The following is a 17,769-nucleotide window of genomic DNA, read 5'->3' as shown; positions in this document are numbered from 1 at the left end:
CGTTGGCAGACGCTCCGGTTTTCAGCATTATAGGCATCACTTTATTTCCTGCAAGACTGATATTATGCTTTTTTTTATGCTACCCTCTGAGAGATTGCATACCTGTAAAACAGCAAAAACAATTACCATTTTAGCTTCATAATCAATGAGTTACACCTAATTATACTTATGTCTTTCATTGGCTATTCTTACCACTTTCACACTATTACATCATTCACATAAACTTTTGTGCGCCCTGCGTAAAAAACATACAAATTTCCACCATCAACGCAGCATATAGCATCCGAATTTGCTACAGTTAAAAAACGCTGGCAGGTTTTCTCCCTCTTTGACTTTCTCATAACCGCCTCCATAAGAATAAATACCGATAAAATCACCTCAGAGATCGCATGGAGTGCAGGATGGAATCGACCATTTCTCTGATTATTGCAGTGTTAGTTCTACTCAGTATGATGCCTGTTCGGGCGGTTGCCGGACCGGATGCAAACTATTTTTATCAAAGCGCCGGCATCACAAAATCCAAACATACAGGTACGGAAGATGCTTGGGTAACACAGTACGGTTATAACTATAATCTGACATCAACTATTGGCTTTGATTTAGGTTATGCCAAAAATACTGATCATCCAGACCAAATGGCGTCACTCTCTTCACAGTTTCCTCATCAGCCCACGTTGTATTATCAGGAAGTATTTGGTGGTGCCGTCATTCAGCACACCGTATTCGATGTTGCTTGGATATACGCAAAAGGCGGGTTGAGTTTCACAAGAGCTGGCAATAATCCGGGGATTACGACATCACTACCGAACATCGAATCGAAAAATATTGCGCCTTATTTTACCCTCGGAGCCACAATTCCATCAGGGCTCACCTCCGGATTAGAACTGAATTTTGAGATTTCTTATCAGGAGCAGGAACAAGATGCTGTCACGAGCCCGATATTCCTGCTGGGAACCCATTATCGCTTTTGACCGGAATCGTCATCGTGGCTAAAAAAATACAGGTATGACCCGATGACGACAATTTTGATGGGATGAGACTGGTATTTTAGTGAGCAATATAGGATTCAGTGGTTGACTAACTGGCGCAAATGGGACAGTAAGTCACTGGCAAGCAGCCCCCGTTCACCATACGATTGTGAGTTTTGATCGGCTGCCATACTGTGAATGAGAACCCCGAGTTGGGTGGCTTCGACCAAAGGTAACCCCTGCGCAATCAATGATGTGATCACCCCTGTCAGCACATCTCCCATACCGGCACTCGCCATACCGGGGTTTCCGGCCATACAAACCGAGATTTGCTTGCCGTCATATACCAAAGTTCCCGCGCCTTTCAGTACCACAACGCCGCCATATTGACGATGCAGTGCCTGTACACTGGCATATCGATCCGCTTCAATCTCCTCGACTGAAACTTGCAATAGTTGAGCAGCTTCCGCCGGATGTGGCGTAATTACCCGTAGTGGATCTTGATCCGGTTGCTGCATTAAAAAATACAGCCCATCGGCATCAACGACTTTCGGTTTTTCGATGCGATGAACCGCCTGATAGATAGCAAAAGCAGTTTCATCTCGCCCAAGTCCCGGCCCGACGGCCAGTACATCACACCATGATAACCGTCGTTCAATCGCCTGTGCCTTATCCCAGCAAGCACTCATCACCTCCGGGGCGCTCACCAATAACGGCGTCACATTATGTGGATGGCATAAAACCGCTGTCATCCCCGCTCCGCACCTGGCTGCAGCCATCGATGCTAAGATAATCGCGCCCCCCATCCCGTCATTACCACCGATGAGTAATACTTTGCCATGCGTCCCTTTATGTGACGTGGCAAAACGTTTGGGTAACATCTGTCCCGGCGTTTTGGTGTGGATTGCTCTTACTGTCGGGTGATTCTGTTGATCGAACGCATCTTCTACGCCCAAACCGGCAAAATGAAGTTCTCCGACATATTCCCGCGCTTTTCCGGTCACCAGTCCCTGTTTCAAGCCAATGAAACTGACGGTATGTTTTGCTACGATCGCTCCGCCAAGGACACTACCGGTATCACCACACAAGCCGGAGGGAATATCAACGGCAATCACGGGTTTCATACTTTGATTGATGGTTTCAATCAATGAGAGCATTCCCGGCCGGACTACGCCACTAAGCCCCGTCCCGAGTAAGGCATCAATCACCACATCGACACTCTCAGGGATGCGATCTTGAGGCTCTGAGACATTTCCCCCATGATTTTGCCAATGTTCGTAGGCCATCCGGGCATCACCGGTCAGCGACTCGGGGTCACCAACTTGCCAGACCGTCACATACAATCCGATCGACTTCGCCAAACTGGCAACAATATAACCGTCACCGCCATTGTTGCCACCACCACAACAGATTAGCCAGTGTTCAGAACTGGGATACTGTGCCATCCCAATCGCAAAAACCGCTTGTCCGGCACGTTCCATCAGACTGTACATTTCCAGCCCTTTGGCACTTGCCGCTTTGTGTTCACCAATACGAACCTGTTGGGTCGAATAAAAAACATTCGTCATCGTCATGGGAGAATTCTTTATCGTTTTAATTGAGAATCTAACACTCACATCGCTGAGCTATCAGTGCCTCTGCGGTTGCATCCTGAATCGACAGAAAAACTGAATTCACCGCACCGGTCGGTGTTCTCATCGGATTAAGAGTGACATTCTGATACATAAACTCACACTGTTGCGTCACAGGACGGACATTACGGCACTTAAATAAATAGGGTCGTTGTTGCCAAGTGATAAAACTACGACAACCGAGATGGTAAACTGGTTTCGTTTTTAGTTTAAACCAATCGGGTTGGATTTCAGGAAACACCTCAAACAACGTATGACCAATCACTTCATGTGGCTGTTTGCCACTATGGTGAGTCATAAAGCCGTTCCAGACCTGAATTTTATAGTCTTTATCAATCACGATCAGTCCAAGATCAACGTTTTGAACCATATCCACCATCCAGTGAAACTGTTCAAATTCAGCAGGCAGGCTCATGACTACAAATCCTCCATCAGGTAGGCCAGTTTATTATCCAGCAGCGGTAGAGACTCATCGACAAACATAAAGAGCAGATCACAACGAATAGCAGTGCCTTCAATGTTGTAACTGACTTCAAAGGTCATCGTTTTCTTGAACGAACCCGCAGTCGAGCGGATCACCGATTCAATCGGAATATGTTGCCCGAGTAATACGGGGGAGCTTTGGAAAAAACGAATCTCGGCCTGTTCGCCGAGCCCGTTCAGAAATGATCCCACCAGAATGTTAGACACATCCATTAAGAGTTCGAGCTCTTCTAAGTCATCACTTTCTGCGGGAATATTCATCAATCGTTTCAGTTCAGAAACACTGGAATCACTTAAAAGCACCAATGCTTCACCGGCAATCCCTTCCCCACTGAAGCCCTGACAAACCCCGGAAACCTGATCATTATCGACCAAATCTCGCAGTGCCATATGAAGTTCACTGACTTCAAAGATATTGACATTGGGCAATGGTAGTTCGACAAACACATCAAAGTAACGCGCGAGAGCATCAGCAGCCCGGCCAATAGAGACATTGGCGACTTCCATGTAAATATCGCGCCGTTTCAGGATCGGATATTCGATCTGACTGGGGGTCACAACCGTCGGCTGGCTAGGAGGCTCAATTAACTCACTGAGCACTTTTTTCAGTACATCTGCGGCAATCGGTTTTTGGATAAACGCTTTGGCTCCCAGACCGAGTACCCGCTCTTGCGCTTTAGGCTGAATATCACCGGAAACAACGATAACCGGTGTGGTATCAGCCATCTTTTGCATTGCTTCCAAGGTACCGAAACCATCCAGCTCTGGCATCGTTAAATCTAAAAACATTAACTGAAACGATTGCTGTTTGAGCTGTTCCAACGCATCTAAGCCATGAACTGCAAAATGAACCTCAGCATTGAGGAAGGCTGGTAATGATCTCGCAATTTGCTTTCTTGCTAACGCAGAGTCATCACATATTAATACTGAAAACGCCATAATCGGCCTTACCTTTTTCTTTTATCATTCAAAGTGTATACGGGAATTCAACATCTACAGGCACAAAGTGATGAAGAACAAACAAATCTTTATGCGTTTTGTGACCTCAAGGCTCAGCTTATTCAGCTTATACTGTCGGCCATAATGTCAGCGTGACAATCCGCAGTAGTACCGCCAACACAACCAATGCCACACCAAAACGATAACGACGATACTCTTCAATTGTCATTGGAATACGTTTAAAGAACATTGTAGCAACGCCACGCCAATCCTGACTTCTTCTCCCATAACGAATCATACTCATCACAATCAGAATGATTCCCAGAGTCAGCAGTAATTTTTCCAGCCAAAAGAGTGTAACGACCATGTTGAACCCCTTTTCGGATCTAAAAGGTAGCGAAAACGCAATATGACAGAAAAGAAGCAATGTCGCGTGTCCTTCACACTGCTTCTTTTCTCAACTATAGCCTATTGAAATGTAGCCTATTGAAAGAATTCACCATTCACTGTGTTCTATATACTAGGGGCTGTTGACCTTTCGTGGTTGAATTTTGTTCAATCTGAACGGGTATTGATCGCGGCGCGGGGCATGCCGCTTAGCTATCCTAAGCAAATGACCCGCAACAAAGAGCAAGACACGTTCAGATGAACCCTCTGGGCAGCATTTGTCGCTCATTTATCCAGCGTTAGGTCATGGTTCATGTAGATCGCTACACTTCACATGACCTGCCTTGACTAAATGCGAGACAAATTGCTGCAAAAACCATCACGAAAGATCAACAGCCCCTAAACAACGGTGAAGAAACTCTATTCAAAAGCAACGTTATGCAGCTTTTGAGTAGGGCTCCCGCACCTGATGTTTTGCTTTGCGCTGAAAGCTTCCTTTACCTTTTTTCGGTTTTTCGACCCGCATTTTAAACACCGGACTGGTGACCAGTGCTTTCAGTGCATTATCCGTAATCGTACCGCGTTGAATCTCAACTTCATGAGACTGATTGGCGTTTTTATTTCTCTTTTCTCTTTTCATTTGAAACACTTCTCTTATAGTGGTGAATAAAAAAGCAACGTATTGTGAGTCATTGTATTGACATGTCAATTCGTTAAAAGTAAAAAAATGTTTTTTATGACTGCATTAAAAATAATAATGTAACAATGAAAATAAAATCTCAGTAAAATCTAAAACGATCAAAAATATCAGCCACATTTACGTTTCGCCGTAATATTTGATTGACAACCCTCAGGATTACTCTACACTCACCTAAGGCTAGGAAGCAGTTCTTTGTTTACCATAACGTCTTGTTGGATTTTTGTAACTCCCCGGTCGTTCTGTACGCAATAGCAATCTACTTTTCCACGCTAGAATGGCCGGTATCGGCTTAGTTTTACTTTGATTTACCAGGAATATATTATGTCTAACACAGTGACTGGCACTGTAAAGTGGTTCAACGAAACTAAAGGTTTTGGTTTCATCCAACAAGAAAATGGTCCCGATGTTTTTGCTCACTTCAGCGCGATCCAAGGCGACGGTTTCCGTACCTTAGCTGAAGGTCAAACTGTTGAGTTTGTGATTTCACAAGGACAGAAAGGCCCTCAAGCTGAAAACATCAAAGTCCTATAATTAAACATATAGGCAAGAATCTTTAAAAATAGCCAGCGTTGTATGCTGGCTAATTTTTTGTCTCAAGCTTTTTGGTTTCATGAACCGTTTCGCATATTTCCTATGATTGGATGTTCATTCATCTCCACTTCAGTCAACATCTTAGCCTGACACCATCATACTGTCACAGTTATGGGTTCGCCCTTCTCATCCGCTCGTTTAGCGATTAAAATGAACAAAAAACTGCCGCCATCTTATGCAAAATTTTTCGATCACAACGCTGTCAACGCTCGCTGAAATGACCATAGATCTTGCCAGTGGTCTCAATGATGAAAATCGATTTAACCGCCTGCTGGAAACCATCCGCAAAATCATTCCCTGTGATTGTGTGGCGCTGATGTCCCGCCAAGGAGACACGCTGATTCCTCTGGCCATGCAAGGCTTGACCAAAGACACCCTCGGACGGCGTTTTATTATCGACGAACATCCTCGTTTTCAACAAATTTGCAGTGCCCGCCAAGCAGTTCGGTTTGATGCCGATTGCGCCCTTCCCGACCCATTCGATGGACTACTCCTGCATCACGACGGTGATGTCCCGATTCACTCCTGTATGGGGTTACCACTGATTTTTGATGAAAAATTACTCGGTGTACTCACTTTAGATAGTCTGGAAACGGGTGTCTTTACCCATATCCCGGCACGCCACCTAAAAGTGCTTTCCGCGATTGCCGCATCAACGCTGAAAATGGCGCTGACCTTTTCTCAGTTAGAAACACAAGCCCGTCAGACCCAACAACGACTGCAAGAGCTCAATGAGGAAGGTTGGGAAAGAGACCGCAGCGATATCATCGGCACCAGTCGTGTGATGCAATCGATGCATGATGAGATAGACGTTGTCGCTTCATCGGATTTTAATATCCTGATTTTCGGTGAAACCGGGGTCGGTAAAGAATTGGTTGCCAGACGGATACACCATCTGTCAGCCAGAAAACGGCAACCACTAGTGTATGTCAACTGTGCTGCAATCCCGGAAAACCTGATTGAAAGTGAATTGTTCGGTCACATCAAAGGCGCATTTACCGGTGCAGACAGAAACCGACTCGGTAAATTTGCGCTGGCCCATGAAGGCACTCTCTTTCTTGACGAAATTGGAGAACTCCCACTTGCCGCTCAAAGTAAGCTACTGAGAGCCTTACAAAATAATGAGATTCAGCCCGTCGGCCAGGATCGTGTCCAACATATTGATGTCCGGGTGCTTGCTGCGACGAACCGCGATTTGAAACAAGAGGTTGAAGCGGGTCGCTTTCGGGCCGATTTATATCACCGTCTCAGTGTGTATCCGATTCATGTCCCACCGCTTCGGGAACGCAAAGGTGATGTCAGCCTGCTGGCAGGTTACTTCCTTGAACAAGCCAGAAGAAAGCTAGGCATGACTCACCTAAAACTGGCACAAGATGTCCTTGATTACCTGATTCAATACAACTGGCCGGGGAATGTCCGGGAAATGGAGCATGTGATTAATCGGGCAGCGCTAAAAGCCAGAGCCAGTCAACCGCAGCAAGCCTTAACCACGATTACATTAACGGATGTGGGCGTTTTAGAAAGCTTGCCCATTAATACGCCAGAGACATCAGACAGTTCTGAAACGACAACCTCTTCACATGTCCCTATAAGTGGTGGCCTGCGGCAGGCAACCGATGATTTTCAGCGACAACTGGTCAAAGAGGCGTTGATTCAGTCAGATTATAACTGGGCTCAGGCAGCCAGATTGCTCCAAACAGATCGGGCCAATTTGACCCGGTTAGCAAAGCGGTTAGGGATTCAGGTCAAGAAAACTCACAAGCTGGAGATGTGACATCAGGTGATATCAGATACATCATGTAGCTGATTTCGTTCACCTTGATGAGAGAAATGCTCATCATAAACGGCCATAAAGTCAGCCCGGATCAACTGTTCCAGCTCGTGAGCCCGCTCTGTCGGGCAGAAAATCATCACATGGACTTTCTGTTCGCCAGTTGCGGTACTGCTAATATGGATCACCGGATCCGCACCCGGCAAATCGACACCGGCATGTTTCTCAATCATCAGATTATAACGACGTGCGACTTCAATAAAATGCTCAAAATGGACTTCGATTCGCTTCCGGAATTGGGGAAGAATGGTATATAAATTCACGAAGTCTCGCACCACGATTTCGAAATTGTGGAAGACATAGCGCTTCATAAAGTTCAGGTTTTTCACCGGATAGGTAAAAAACATACTATTGGGGAGCGTTGCGGTTTTTCCGGTGTAATGGTAAAGACCACCACCCAAGTCAATCTCTTGGATCACGGTTGCCATCATATTGTGCTCGATGACTTCACCACATAACGAACCGACTTCAATCCAGTCGCCAATACGGAAAGAGCGAGAGCTCGCCCGCTGAATCGAACCGGTAAAGCATAGAATAATCTCTTTTGATGCCACAACAATCGCAACCGCAATCGCAGTCACTGATAAGGCAAACTCATTGATCTCTTCTTTCCACAAGAAAAAACCGATAACTAACAGCGTAGCGAACGTACCGTTTTTAGTCTGAGACATCCACTTACGCTGTTTTTCGGTAATAAATGCCCCATCGCCCCGGATCAGCGCAAGCGCACTGCGGCGAATCAGCAGAATAAAACCAACAATAATGACACTAAACAGCAGCTTATGGGACAACAGATAATCTAGCACGTTGTTTACATAGTCCATGCATCTCTCTCACAACCAAACATCACAAAAACAGAACTGATTTTTTTAAGACTCTGTATGCGTATCCCAATCATCAATAAGAAACAAACTTTTAGTCTGGAGCAATCAACTGATTGGGACTGCTCAACCTTATTGATGATTTGGGGCGATATAATGACTGCAAGTTTATCTGAGTTTTTTCATAATGTAGAGTAATAAACCCGAAACAACTGACACACTTCAAAAGACGAAGGCATCTCAAAGGGTCAATAAATCATAATGATACTGTACGTTGATCCTCACTTATCCACGATAAGCCAGTGCGGTTTTCTCTGCTATTTTTACAATGACTTTTACCGCCTGTTCCATCCCTTCAATGGTGACAAATTCATGGATCCCGTGAAAATTATAACCACCGGTAAATAAATTCGGACAAGGTAACCCTTTGAAAGAAAGCTGCGCACCATCCGTACCACCACGAATCGGTTTGATTTGCGGCTGAATGCCCAAATCGATCATTGCGTCTTTGGCGATATCAATAATATGTGGATTGGATGCAATAACCTGCTTCATATTGGCATAACTATCCGTAATCTCGAGTTCGACCCGGCCTCGATGTAATTGATGATTGAGTGTTTCCACCCGATCTTTCATCTGCGCTTTTCTACGCTCTAACCCTTGTTGATCAAAGTCTCGCAGCAGATAAATCAACTCACTACGGGCAATGCCCATATTCGCTGAGGATAAATGGTAAAAACCTTGATACCCTTCGGTATTCTCCGGCGTCTCATCAGAGGGCATCATCATCTGGAATTGAGCCGCAATGTTCATAGCATTGACCAGCTTGCCTTTTGCAGTTCCGGTATGAACTGAAACGCCATAACAGGTGACATGTGCCGTTGCCGCATTAAAGTTCTCATATTCCAGATCACCAACCGGTCCGCCATCAACCGTATAAGCCCACTGAGCCCCGAATTTTTCGACGTCAAACAGATCGGCTCCCCGGCCAATTTCTTCATCAGGAGTAAAAGCAATACAGAGCTCACCATGAGGAATATCCGGATGTTCCAGCAACACTTTCATGGCAGTGATAATCTCGGCAACACCAGCCTTATCATCAGCGCCTAAAAGCGTATTCCCATCAGTGGTGATTAGATTGTACCCATGCAACTGGTGTAACTCTTGATATTGGATCGGAGACAACACTTCATCGCCCCGCCCTAATGCGATGTCACCCCCCTGATAGTTTTCAACAATCTGAGGCACGACTTTTTTACCTGAAGCATCCGGCGACGTATCCAGATGCGCAATAAATCCGATTGGTGGTACGCCGTCAACATTTGCCGGCAGTTTAGCCATGACATAACCATGAGCATCCAGCGTTACATCACTGAGCCCAAGTGCCTGCAATTCCTCATATATTGCCTGCGCCAATTTTTTCTGCCCGGACGTGCTTGGACAGCGGCTCCGGTATGGATTGGATTGTGTATCAAATGACACATAGTGCAGAAAGCGATCTATCAGACTTTCCATAACATAACTCTCACTGGTTAAAGAACGAACACCCCACAGTGTTGCCATCAGATATGGCGTTTTTCATACTAGGGTGCCCCGTCCAGCAAGATGTTGTTGTAAATCAGTTTTTACGCATTCAATCTCATCAATCTCGTTAATACCTGACCTGACTCAAACTATCTATCAGATTTAACATGATGATTTCAGTAATCATGATTAAAAATAATCATCCAATAACAGTAAGTTAGATAAAAAACAAAAATATCCGACAAATAAATTTGCCGAATCCCCCATCGTCAACTAGATTTAAAGTAACTCAAAGTTCCCTTCGCTTAACACATATAAACGCGCCATTTATGCCTCTCGTTGCTTATCGCCCGAGAGGTATTTTTCTTTAGCCCTTTCGATCATATTTTATGACAACCAAACACTCTCGCTACGCTGACACACGCGAACAAGCTACATTATGATCACTTTTTTGCATCATTTTCATATCATCTTGTTAAGTAAACGACTCGATTTGAACATAAAATCATCGGTATACTAGAGAGCATCGGTAGGGTTGTGGAGAGTCTCGATGAAGAAGCTGCGAATCGACATTTTATCGGATGTTGTCTGTCCATGGTGCTTCATTGGTTATACACGATTGGAGAAAGTTCTCGGGCAGCTCAGTGCGGATAAACAGCTCCAGCCTGAGATTCACTGGCATCCTTTCGAACTCAACCCCACCTTGCCAGCAGGCGGTGAAATACTTAACCAGCATCTACAGACAAAATATCAAATGACCGCAAAACAGCGCCGACAGAGTCAGCAAAAACTCACTGAGCTCGGTAACGAATTGGGCATTGATTTTCAGTTTACTGCGGATATGCGTATTTATAATACGCGTAAAGCACATCAGTTAATGATGTGGGCAGCGCGTAGTCAACAACAGACCTCATTTCAAAAAGCACTCTTTCTGGCTTATTTTCAGGAAGGAAAAGCAATGGACGATACCGATATATTACTCGATATCGCAGTTGCTCAGGGGTTAGATCGCCGGGATTGTCAGCGGGTGCTCGCTGATCCGGGATGGTCATCTGCGGTGGTGCAAACAGAGCAACAATGGCTTGAGGCCGGTATACAAGCGGTGCCGGCCATGATTATCGAACAACACATTTTGTTGTGTGGCGCCCGGCCGATCACCGAGCTCCACCAAACAATCGACGGATTAGCAGACACACTCCCGTCACTCCATTAAACACTGCACCGCGTTTATTATAATGAAGCTTAGCTGGCGAGAGTCGCTGCCACAGCTGCAAATGCCTGCGCAACTTGCTCAAGGTTATGTTCATTCAACCCAGCCAGACACATCCGCCCGCTATCAATCAGGTAGATACCATGCTGCTGACGTAGTGTGTGAACGCTCTCGACAGAGAAACCGGTATAACTGAACATCCCTTTTTGCTGAATCAGAAAATCAAAATCCTGCGCCGGACACAAGGTCTGCAGACGCTGATGCAACTGATGTCGCATCGCAGCAATCCGCTCACGCATGGCCGTTACTTCTGCGTGCCACTGTGTATTTAACGCAGGATCGTTAAGCACCCGAGAGACCAGTACCGCACCGTGTTTTGCCGGGCTGGAATAGTTACGCCGAACGGTTGCTTTCAATTGTCCCAGTACATTGACGGTTTCTTGCGCATCACGACAAACAACCGACAAACCACCGACTCGCTCACCGTACAGCGAAAAGATCTTTGAAAACGAGTTACTGACAAAAAATGAAACCGATGTCCGCTCAGCCAAGGCTCTGATAACATAAGCATCCTGATCGCTATCTTCGCCATACCCCTGATAAGCCATATCGAAAAACGGAATCAATTGACGAGATTCGATGATATCGATCACCTGATCCCACTGCTGTGGTGTTAAATCAACCCCCGTCGGGTTATGACAACAAGGATGTAGCAGCACGATATCTTTGGCCGGCAATTGCGATAGAGCCTGAATCATGCCGCTGAAATCCAGCAACCGCGTTTCAGGATCAAAATACGGGTAACTACCGACAGTAAAACCTGCCCCTTCAAAAATTGCATTATGATTTTCCCATGTTGGGTTGCTTACCCATACAGTTGACTCAGGAAAATAACGATGCAAGAAGTCAGCGCCAATCATCAGTGCCCCGGAGCCACCCAATGTCTGGATGGTAGCAACTCGCTTTTCACCGAGAGCCCGGTGTTCTGCACCAAACACCAAGGTTTGAACCGCCTGACGATAATCAGCAATCCCTTCCATCGGCAAATAAATACAAGGTTCTTTATCTGCGGAGAACCACGCTTGCTCTGCTAAACGAACACTCGGCAGAGTTGGGATCTGACCGGCTTCGTCATAATAAAGGCCAATACTTAAGTTCACTTTATCCGGACGGTTATCCGCCATAAACGCTTCCATAAGGGACAGAATCGGATCCCCGGCATAAGGGGTAATATGATGAAACACGTGACTTCTCCTGTATTGGCAATAAAGCTGACAGTCAGACTTGATAGGGGAGCTGTCCTGTCAGCGATTCTCAGTTATATTTGTTCTATTAAAGTTATCATTGAACGAATGACCGGAATGACCAGATAACCCGTTCAGGCAGGCGCGGTTTATTTAGTGAACCGGAACCCCCGCATCTGCGGCAAACTGACCGAAATATTCTTCTAACACTTCCGGTGTCAGCTCCCCTTTTGCTTCTAACTCTTTCAGCTTTGCGACAATGGCTTTCTGTTCATCCAAAGAAGGCAGCTTCGCTTCTTCCTGAGCGCCATCCTGCTCTGCCAATGCAGCGAGCTCTTGTTCAAAATCGTTCATACATCACCTCTGCTTATATCTTAACAGACTAACTTTTTGCGAGTGTACACTGCTCTCAATAAATGCTCCAGCCGCGGATCGATACGATTCCACCACCCGGTCCGACGCTCTCAGTAACACATATGGCTGTACACTTCAGCAATAACACTGTGCTCAGAATAACATTGTGTTCAGAATAACACAGTGCTCAGATTGCTCCGGCTTCACTAATCTGTGTTCACTGATCTGTAATTACAACGCAAATCAATTTCAACGTACGGTGAAGCCTGTCTGTCCCCCTGTACGTTACTCTCATAACGGCCAGGGGAACCCATTAGAGTCTGAAACCACCGACTAAATGATCCAACCGTTCTGAAAGGTTTTTCAGTTCGCGGCTGGCTTCTGCCAGCTCCTCTGAGGCCGTGGTCGTCAGTTCGTTAATTGCGTTAATTTCTTCAATGTTCTCATTGATACTCTGCACCGCCACAGATTGCTCTTCTGTGGCTGTCGCCACCTGCGTATTCCTGTCGGTGATTTCGTAAATTCGCTCCGAAATCTGGCGTAATTGTTCCACCGTACTTTCAGCCGCCGCGACCCCTTCTTGCGTTCTCTCTTGCCCGGCATTCATCGCCTGTACAGCATTGCTCGAATCATTTTTCAACTGAGTCATCATCACTTGAATCTGCTCCGTTGAAGCCGCAGTCCGGCCAGCCAGATTACGGACTTCTTCAGCCACGACGGCAAAACCTCGTCCCTGCTCTCCTGCCCGGGCCGCCTCAATCGCAGCATTCAGCGCCAGTAAGTTAGTCTGATCGGAAATCTCATGAATCACCGCCAGAATCGACCCAATTTCCTGCGTTGTTGCAGCCAGTTTTTCAACCACTTGCGTCGATTTCTGCATATCTTCAGCCAAGCGATGAATGGCATCTTTGGCCTGATTGACCACAACCTGACCTGCATCACTACTCACCGATGCATCGTTGGCAGTTGAAGCCGCAACGGCGGCATTCGATGCGATTTCACTGATGGTTGCTCCCATCTCATTCATGGCAGTGACGACCTGGATAGTCTGATCACGCTGACTCTGGCTGTTATCATGTGTCAAGTGGGCTTTCTCTGCGACCACCTGGGATTCATGCGACAAAGTCCGGCTCGTTGATGCGACTTCCTGCATCGATTGATGAATTTTCGCGATAAAATCATTAAAGCCGACCGAAAGCTGAGTAATTTCGTCGTTACCCACGATCTCAATACGCTGGGAAAGATCACCGTCACCTTTACCCAGTGCGGTAAAGCGGGCTGCAATCTGTCGAATCGGTTTGGTAATACTGTTTGCCAGCAGCACACTCATAAAAATAAACAGCGCAGCAATCACGACTGTACTCAGCATCATATTTTGCGCGGCCTGATTCATCTCTGCATAAACTTCACGCTTCGGTACCGATGCAATCACATACCAGTGCATGGATGGAATGTATTCACTGGCGACAAAGACCGCCTCACCTTGATACTGAGTCTCAATCAGATGAAAGCCATCCTTACCAAGTAATACTGAAGCCTCGGCACCATAAAGAGCCGACAATTTTTTAGCCGCCTGCGCCTTGTCCGGATGAATTTTCACGTTGCCTTGCGCATCAGTCAGGAACACAAAACCAGAGTCTTCGATCCGGAACCCGTTCAGCAAGCGCACCATATCATCCATCGATTTTGACATGCCGGATAAAGTGCCACTCTCAGCCGACTGGTAATTAGCAAACATCTTCACATCACCATTCGGCTCCTGAAACATACTCACCATCGTCGGTTTTCCGGAAGCGACAAACTGATAGAACCATTGATCTTGTTGATGATTGAGCTGACGTAAGAACCCATTTTGGTTCCAGTAATAGGCGGTTTTGCGGTTTGCAACAGAAGCATCATTCAGATGGTATTGCTGTTTGAGATTGTTCAGTTGCTGAATCAATACTTTTTCTGACTTTGGGTCAATGTCGGTCGTATCAATCGTTGCTTTGACAAATTCATTATTGGCAAGCTGCTCTGCTGCCAACAGTAACTCAGAAACATCCCGGTCAATCTGATGGCGAATCCCATCTAAAAACGATGGCAGTTCAATATCCACCAGCCGATGTTCCAGCACGTCTCTCGATTGGTACTGGGCAATTCCACCGACGATCATCGTCGAGGCAAGTACGGCAAATGCCATACTCCATATCACTTTCTTTTTTATACTCACTGCATTAAAAAACAACATATTGACTGCCTTATTGCTTTCCCGGTTGCCCCGGAATTACTTACTATACGGGTATCGAATAACACCACGATACAATTGAATCATTACAAAACGGACAACGGGCTTATTCATCATTCCGACTTTGAGGTTGAAATTATCAGCGACATACGGTGCAATACCTCCCCAAAGTACATAGATTCTGGCCGAAATCTGCGGTGCGGGCATTGCCCCGACAGATATCAGCCGCGTAGTATACTTCATCGCCTAAGCAATAGTGAATGGCATACGTAATACTTTTATCATTTGTTTTGAGCCGATATACCGGCATCACGGCAGCAACCGTTCGTGGGTAAAAGTGAACTTTTCTGACGTTTGTAAAACTAATCGAGAAGTCGTTGAACCATCACAACAAATTTTTTATCAATCCCAAAAATTGGAGCAATACGGGTCATGCAATCTGCAACCGCTTTTCAACAGTTACAACACTACTTAAACAGTCAGGTTATTGGTCAGGAAGCACTGGTGAGACAGGTGTTGGTCGCTTTGCTGGCCGATGGACATATTTTGGTTGAAGGCCCGCCGGGGCTGGCGAAAACAAGAGCGATCAAATCATTGGCCGATTCTATCGAAGGCTCTTTTCACCGGGTTCAGTTCACACCGGATCTGCTCCCCGCCGATTTAACCGGTACGGATATCTTCCGCCCGGAAACGGGGGAATTCCAGTTTCAGCCCGGTCCGGTGTTTCATTCACTGCTGCTCGCTGATGAAATTAACCGTGCTCCGGCTAAAGTACAAGCCGCCATGCTCGAAGCCATGGCTGAACGTCAGGTGACTGCCGGGCGAAAAACCTACGCACTCCCCAAACTTTTTTTGGTCATGGCAACCCAAAACCCGATTGAACAAGAAGGCACCTATCCGCTACCTGAAGCGCAGCTGGACCGTTTTTTACTCCACCTTCATGTTGATTATCCCGATGCAGAAAGTGAGCTGGCGATTCTGCGACTCAACCGCGGTGAAGCACAAGGCGTAAAACCACAACAGCCGGAAAAACTCTCTCAGGAAGATATTTTCAGTGCCCGCCAAGCGGTGCTGGACATCCATATGGCGGAAAGTATCGAGCAATATATCGTGCGTCTGGTCATGGCAACCCGCCAGCCGGAGAAATATGACGACAAACTCAAACAGTGGCTCGAAATGGGCGTCAGCCCCCGGGCAACGATTGCACTGGATCGCTGCGCGCGCGCGAGTGCGTGGCTTGCCGGACGCGATTTCGTCAGCCCTGAAGATGTTCAAAGCATGGCCTTCCCGGTATTACGTCACCGTCTGCTGCTGAGCTATCAGGCACAAGCCGAAGGCATTCATCCGAATCAGATTATCAATCATATTTTGTCTCTGGTCGGCAGTGCCTGATGACACCGGAACATCATGATTCAGCAAAAACGATGAGGGATAGGGATGGAACTGCCTGCTTATAGTAATGGCGTCACTTTATGTCTGGAAGAGTTGCTGGTTTATAAACAGCACTGTGCCGCTTGGTTACCACCGGCTAAAAGCCTGTGGTCAACCATGTCGGGACAATATCAGAGTCGCAAATTGGGTCGCGGGATGGATTTTTCCGAAGTGCGCCGCTACCAGCCCGGTGACGATATCCGCACCATCGACTGGCGGGTAACAGCCCGGACCGGTAAAACGCACACCAAGCTTTTCAGCGAAGAGCGGGAAAAACCAGTAATTCTCTATATTGATTTGAGTGCCACCATGCATATGGGGTCACGTTTACTCCTGAAATCGGTTCAAGCGGCTCATATGGCAGCGTTACTCGCATGGATGTCTCTTGCCCAGAAAGATCGGTGTGGTGCCCTGATCGATTTGGGACACCGGTTGATCGAGATAAAACCCAAAAGCCATCAACCCAGCGTACTGGCACTCCTGCAAAAAATTATCGACGGCCAGAAAGAACAGTTACAACTCAGCCAGACTGAGGTCTCAGCAAACACCAATGGCGTGGCAGCTTCTTCAATGTCAGACAGCCTGACCGCCTTAAACCGCTTATCACCCAAGGGCAGTGAAGTAATTCTGATCAGTGATTACACCCGTTATGATGATGATCTCAAACCGCAATTTAATCAGCTCCGCCGACATAATCAGGTGCGACTGATCCATATTTATGATCCCCTCGAGCGGGGTGATACTGATTTTCGTGGTATTGAATTCGTCGCTGACCAACAACAAAGTCGGTGGCTTAATTTTTCAGCAAAGCATACCCGGGCAGGAATCAGAAAAGCCTTTGAATCTCAGAAAGATAGGCTAGAATTACTCAGTCGGTCTTTAGGGATTCCCTATACCCGGCTTTCAAGTGATTCACCTTTGCTGAAACAACTATCCGGAAGTTATTAAATGGCACAATCGATTTCAGATTTACTTGACCTTCAGCCCCTGCACCTGCCGGACGCCCCCTCATGGTGGCCGCTGGCCTGGGGTTGGCTAAGCCTCATCGGATGTGTGATCGTCATGATATTGCTGATCACTTGGCTCATTGTGTGGAAACGCAGACGTATGGCTCCGAAAAAAGTTGCGTTACGGTTACTGCAATCTTCACATGCCCATGTCACCCCGTCCGATGCCATGGAGTTGGTCAGACAAGCGTGTCTGAGCTACTTCCCGCGTCAGGAAATTGCTCATTTAACCGGACATGACTGGTATGCATTTTTAGACGAGCAAATCAATAAACCCCTGTTTATTCCCAATGAATCCCTGTGGCAAAAGGTGCTGTATCAAAAATTAAAATCAGAACCATCCCAACAACATCTGATTGATGACTGCCTGACTTGGGTACAGGAAGCCTTGCCGCCAAAGAGAAGAAGAAGGAGATAATCT

At 46.5% G+C, this 17,769-nt stretch carries 18 protein-coding genes; 7 read left to right on the top strand and 11 right to left on the bottom strand.

Translation table 11 applies throughout. The features are described from left to right. The first annotated feature begins 401 nt into the window (after positions 1-401). Entirely contained in the window at positions 402-971 is a 570-nt protein-coding gene (locus VR7878_RS16165) for an outer membrane beta-barrel protein (RefSeq protein WP_083960870.1), read from the top strand. 95 nt (positions 972-1,066) lie between these two features. Here VR7878_RS16165 and VR7878_RS16160 read toward each other — a convergent pair whose 3' ends face one another. The 5 genes from VR7878_RS16160 to VR7878_RS16140 all read right to left on the bottom strand — a co-directional run bounded on the left by VR7878_RS16160 (position 1,067) and on the right by VR7878_RS16140 (position 5,048). Beyond that, the gene (locus VR7878_RS16160; protein WP_077337077.1) at positions 1,067-2,542 is read right to left on the bottom strand and encodes an NAD(P)H-hydrate dehydratase; all 1,476 of its coding nucleotides are present in this window, start codon (positions 2,540-2,542) and stop codon (positions 1,067-1,069) included. A 31-nt stretch (positions 2,543-2,573) separates the two neighbouring features. After that, positions 2,574-3,014 (bottom strand): PAS domain-containing protein, encoded by a 441-nt coding sequence (locus VR7878_RS16155; protein WP_077337076.1) that lies wholly within the window; start codon positions 3,012-3,014, stop codon positions 2,574-2,576. Positions 3,015-3,016: 2 nt separating this feature from the next. After that, on the bottom strand, positions 3,017-4,021 hold the full coding sequence (locus tag VR7878_RS16150; RefSeq protein WP_077337075.1) for a response regulator: 1,005 nt from the start codon (positions 4,019-4,021) through the stop codon (positions 3,017-3,019). Positions 4,022-4,148: 127 nt separating this feature from the next. Then, positions 4,149-4,388: a hypothetical protein gene (locus VR7878_RS16145; protein WP_077337074.1), complete on the bottom strand. Its 240-nt coding sequence runs from the start codon at positions 4,386-4,388 to the stop codon at positions 4,149-4,151. 456 nt (positions 4,389-4,844) lie between these two features. Then, positions 4,845-5,048 carry an alternative ribosome-rescue factor A gene (locus VR7878_RS16140; RefSeq protein ID WP_077337073.1) on the bottom strand — a complete coding sequence of 68 codons (204 nt, stop codon included), beginning with the start codon at positions 5,046-5,048 and terminating at the stop codon, positions 4,845-4,847. Between the two features lie 381 nt (positions 5,049-5,429). Between VR7878_RS16140 and VR7878_RS16135 the strand changes: the two genes are divergently transcribed. Both VR7878_RS16135 and norR read left to right on the top strand, forming a co-directional pair. Continuing rightward, a complete protein-coding gene (locus tag VR7878_RS16135; RefSeq protein WP_027694422.1) occupies positions 5,430-5,639 on the top strand; it encodes a cold-shock protein in 210 nt (69 codons plus the stop codon). Positions 5,640-5,874: 235 nt separating this feature from the next. Continuing rightward, positions 5,875-7,473, top strand: a complete 1,599-nt coding sequence (gene norR, locus VR7878_RS16130; RefSeq protein ID WP_077337072.1) for a nitric oxide reductase transcriptional regulator NorR — start codon at positions 5,875-5,877, stop codon at positions 7,471-7,473. A gap of 2 nt (positions 7,474-7,475) precedes the next feature. On the opposite strand, the gene VR7878_RS16125 is transcribed toward norR, so the two are convergent. Continuing rightward, complete coding sequence (locus tag VR7878_RS16125; protein WP_077337071.1) at positions 7,476-8,354, bottom strand: mechanosensitive ion channel family protein; 879 nt, start codon at positions 8,352-8,354, stop codon at positions 7,476-7,478. A 282-nt stretch (positions 8,355-8,636) separates the two neighbouring features. Further along, complete coding sequence (pepT, locus tag VR7878_RS16120; protein WP_077337142.1) at positions 8,637-9,866, bottom strand: peptidase T; 1,230 nt, start codon at positions 9,864-9,866, stop codon at positions 8,637-8,639. Positions 9,867-10,425: 559 nt separating this feature from the next. On the opposite strand from pepT, the gene VR7878_RS16115 reads away from it, so the two are divergent. After that, positions 10,426-11,088 (top strand): DsbA family oxidoreductase, encoded by a 663-nt coding sequence (locus tag VR7878_RS16115; RefSeq protein WP_077337070.1) that lies wholly within the window; start codon positions 10,426-10,428, stop codon positions 11,086-11,088. Between the two features lie 29 nt (positions 11,089-11,117). On the opposite strand, the gene VR7878_RS16110 is transcribed toward VR7878_RS16115, so the two are convergent. From VR7878_RS16110 to VR7878_RS20905, 4 genes are all read right to left on the bottom strand, one after another. After that, positions 11,118-12,329 (bottom strand): amino acid aminotransferase, encoded by a 1,212-nt coding sequence (locus VR7878_RS16110; protein WP_077337069.1) that lies wholly within the window; start codon positions 12,327-12,329, stop codon positions 11,118-11,120. A 153-nt stretch (positions 12,330-12,482) separates the two neighbouring features. After that, a complete protein-coding gene (locus tag VR7878_RS16105) occupies positions 12,483-12,683 on the bottom strand; it encodes a restriction endonuclease subunit S (RefSeq protein WP_077337068.1) in 201 nt (66 codons plus the stop codon). Between the two features lie 313 nt (positions 12,684-12,996). Further along, positions 12,997-14,913 carry a methyl-accepting chemotaxis protein gene (locus VR7878_RS16100; protein ID WP_077337067.1) on the bottom strand — a complete coding sequence of 639 codons (1,917 nt, stop codon included), beginning with the start codon at positions 14,911-14,913 and terminating at the stop codon, positions 12,997-12,999. A 36-nt stretch (positions 14,914-14,949) separates the two neighbouring features. Then, positions 14,950-15,153 carry a hypothetical protein gene (locus VR7878_RS20905; RefSeq protein WP_139344120.1) on the bottom strand — a complete coding sequence of 68 codons (204 nt, stop codon included), beginning with the start codon at positions 15,151-15,153 and terminating at the stop codon, positions 14,950-14,952. Between the two features lie 189 nt (positions 15,154-15,342). On the opposite strand from VR7878_RS20905, the gene VR7878_RS16095 reads away from it, so the two are divergent. Genes VR7878_RS16095 through VR7878_RS16085 form a run of 3 tightly spaced genes read left to right on the top strand, consistent with a single transcriptional unit; the run spans position 15,343 to position 17,766 of the window. Beyond that, on the top strand, positions 15,343-16,302 hold the full coding sequence (locus VR7878_RS16095; RefSeq protein WP_077337066.1) for an AAA family ATPase: 960 nt from the start codon (positions 15,343-15,345) through the stop codon (positions 16,300-16,302). Between the two features lie 45 nt (positions 16,303-16,347). Continuing rightward, positions 16,348-17,289: a DUF58 domain-containing protein gene (locus VR7878_RS16090; protein ID WP_077337065.1), complete on the top strand. Its 942-nt coding sequence runs from the start codon at positions 16,348-16,350 to the stop codon at positions 17,287-17,289. Beyond that, a complete protein-coding gene (locus VR7878_RS16085) occupies positions 17,290-17,766 on the top strand; it encodes a DUF4381 domain-containing protein (protein ID WP_077337064.1) in 477 nt (158 codons plus the stop codon). Positions 17,767-17,769: the final 3 nt, after the last annotated feature.

It is taken from the genome of Vibrio ruber DSM 16370 (assembly GCF_900163965.1).
GTDB lineage: Bacteria > Pseudomonadota > Gammaproteobacteria > Enterobacterales > Vibrionaceae > Vibrio > Vibrio ruber.
The sequence above is the reverse complement of the archived record's forward strand: the minus strand, read 5'-3'. Positions and strand labels throughout refer to the sequence as shown.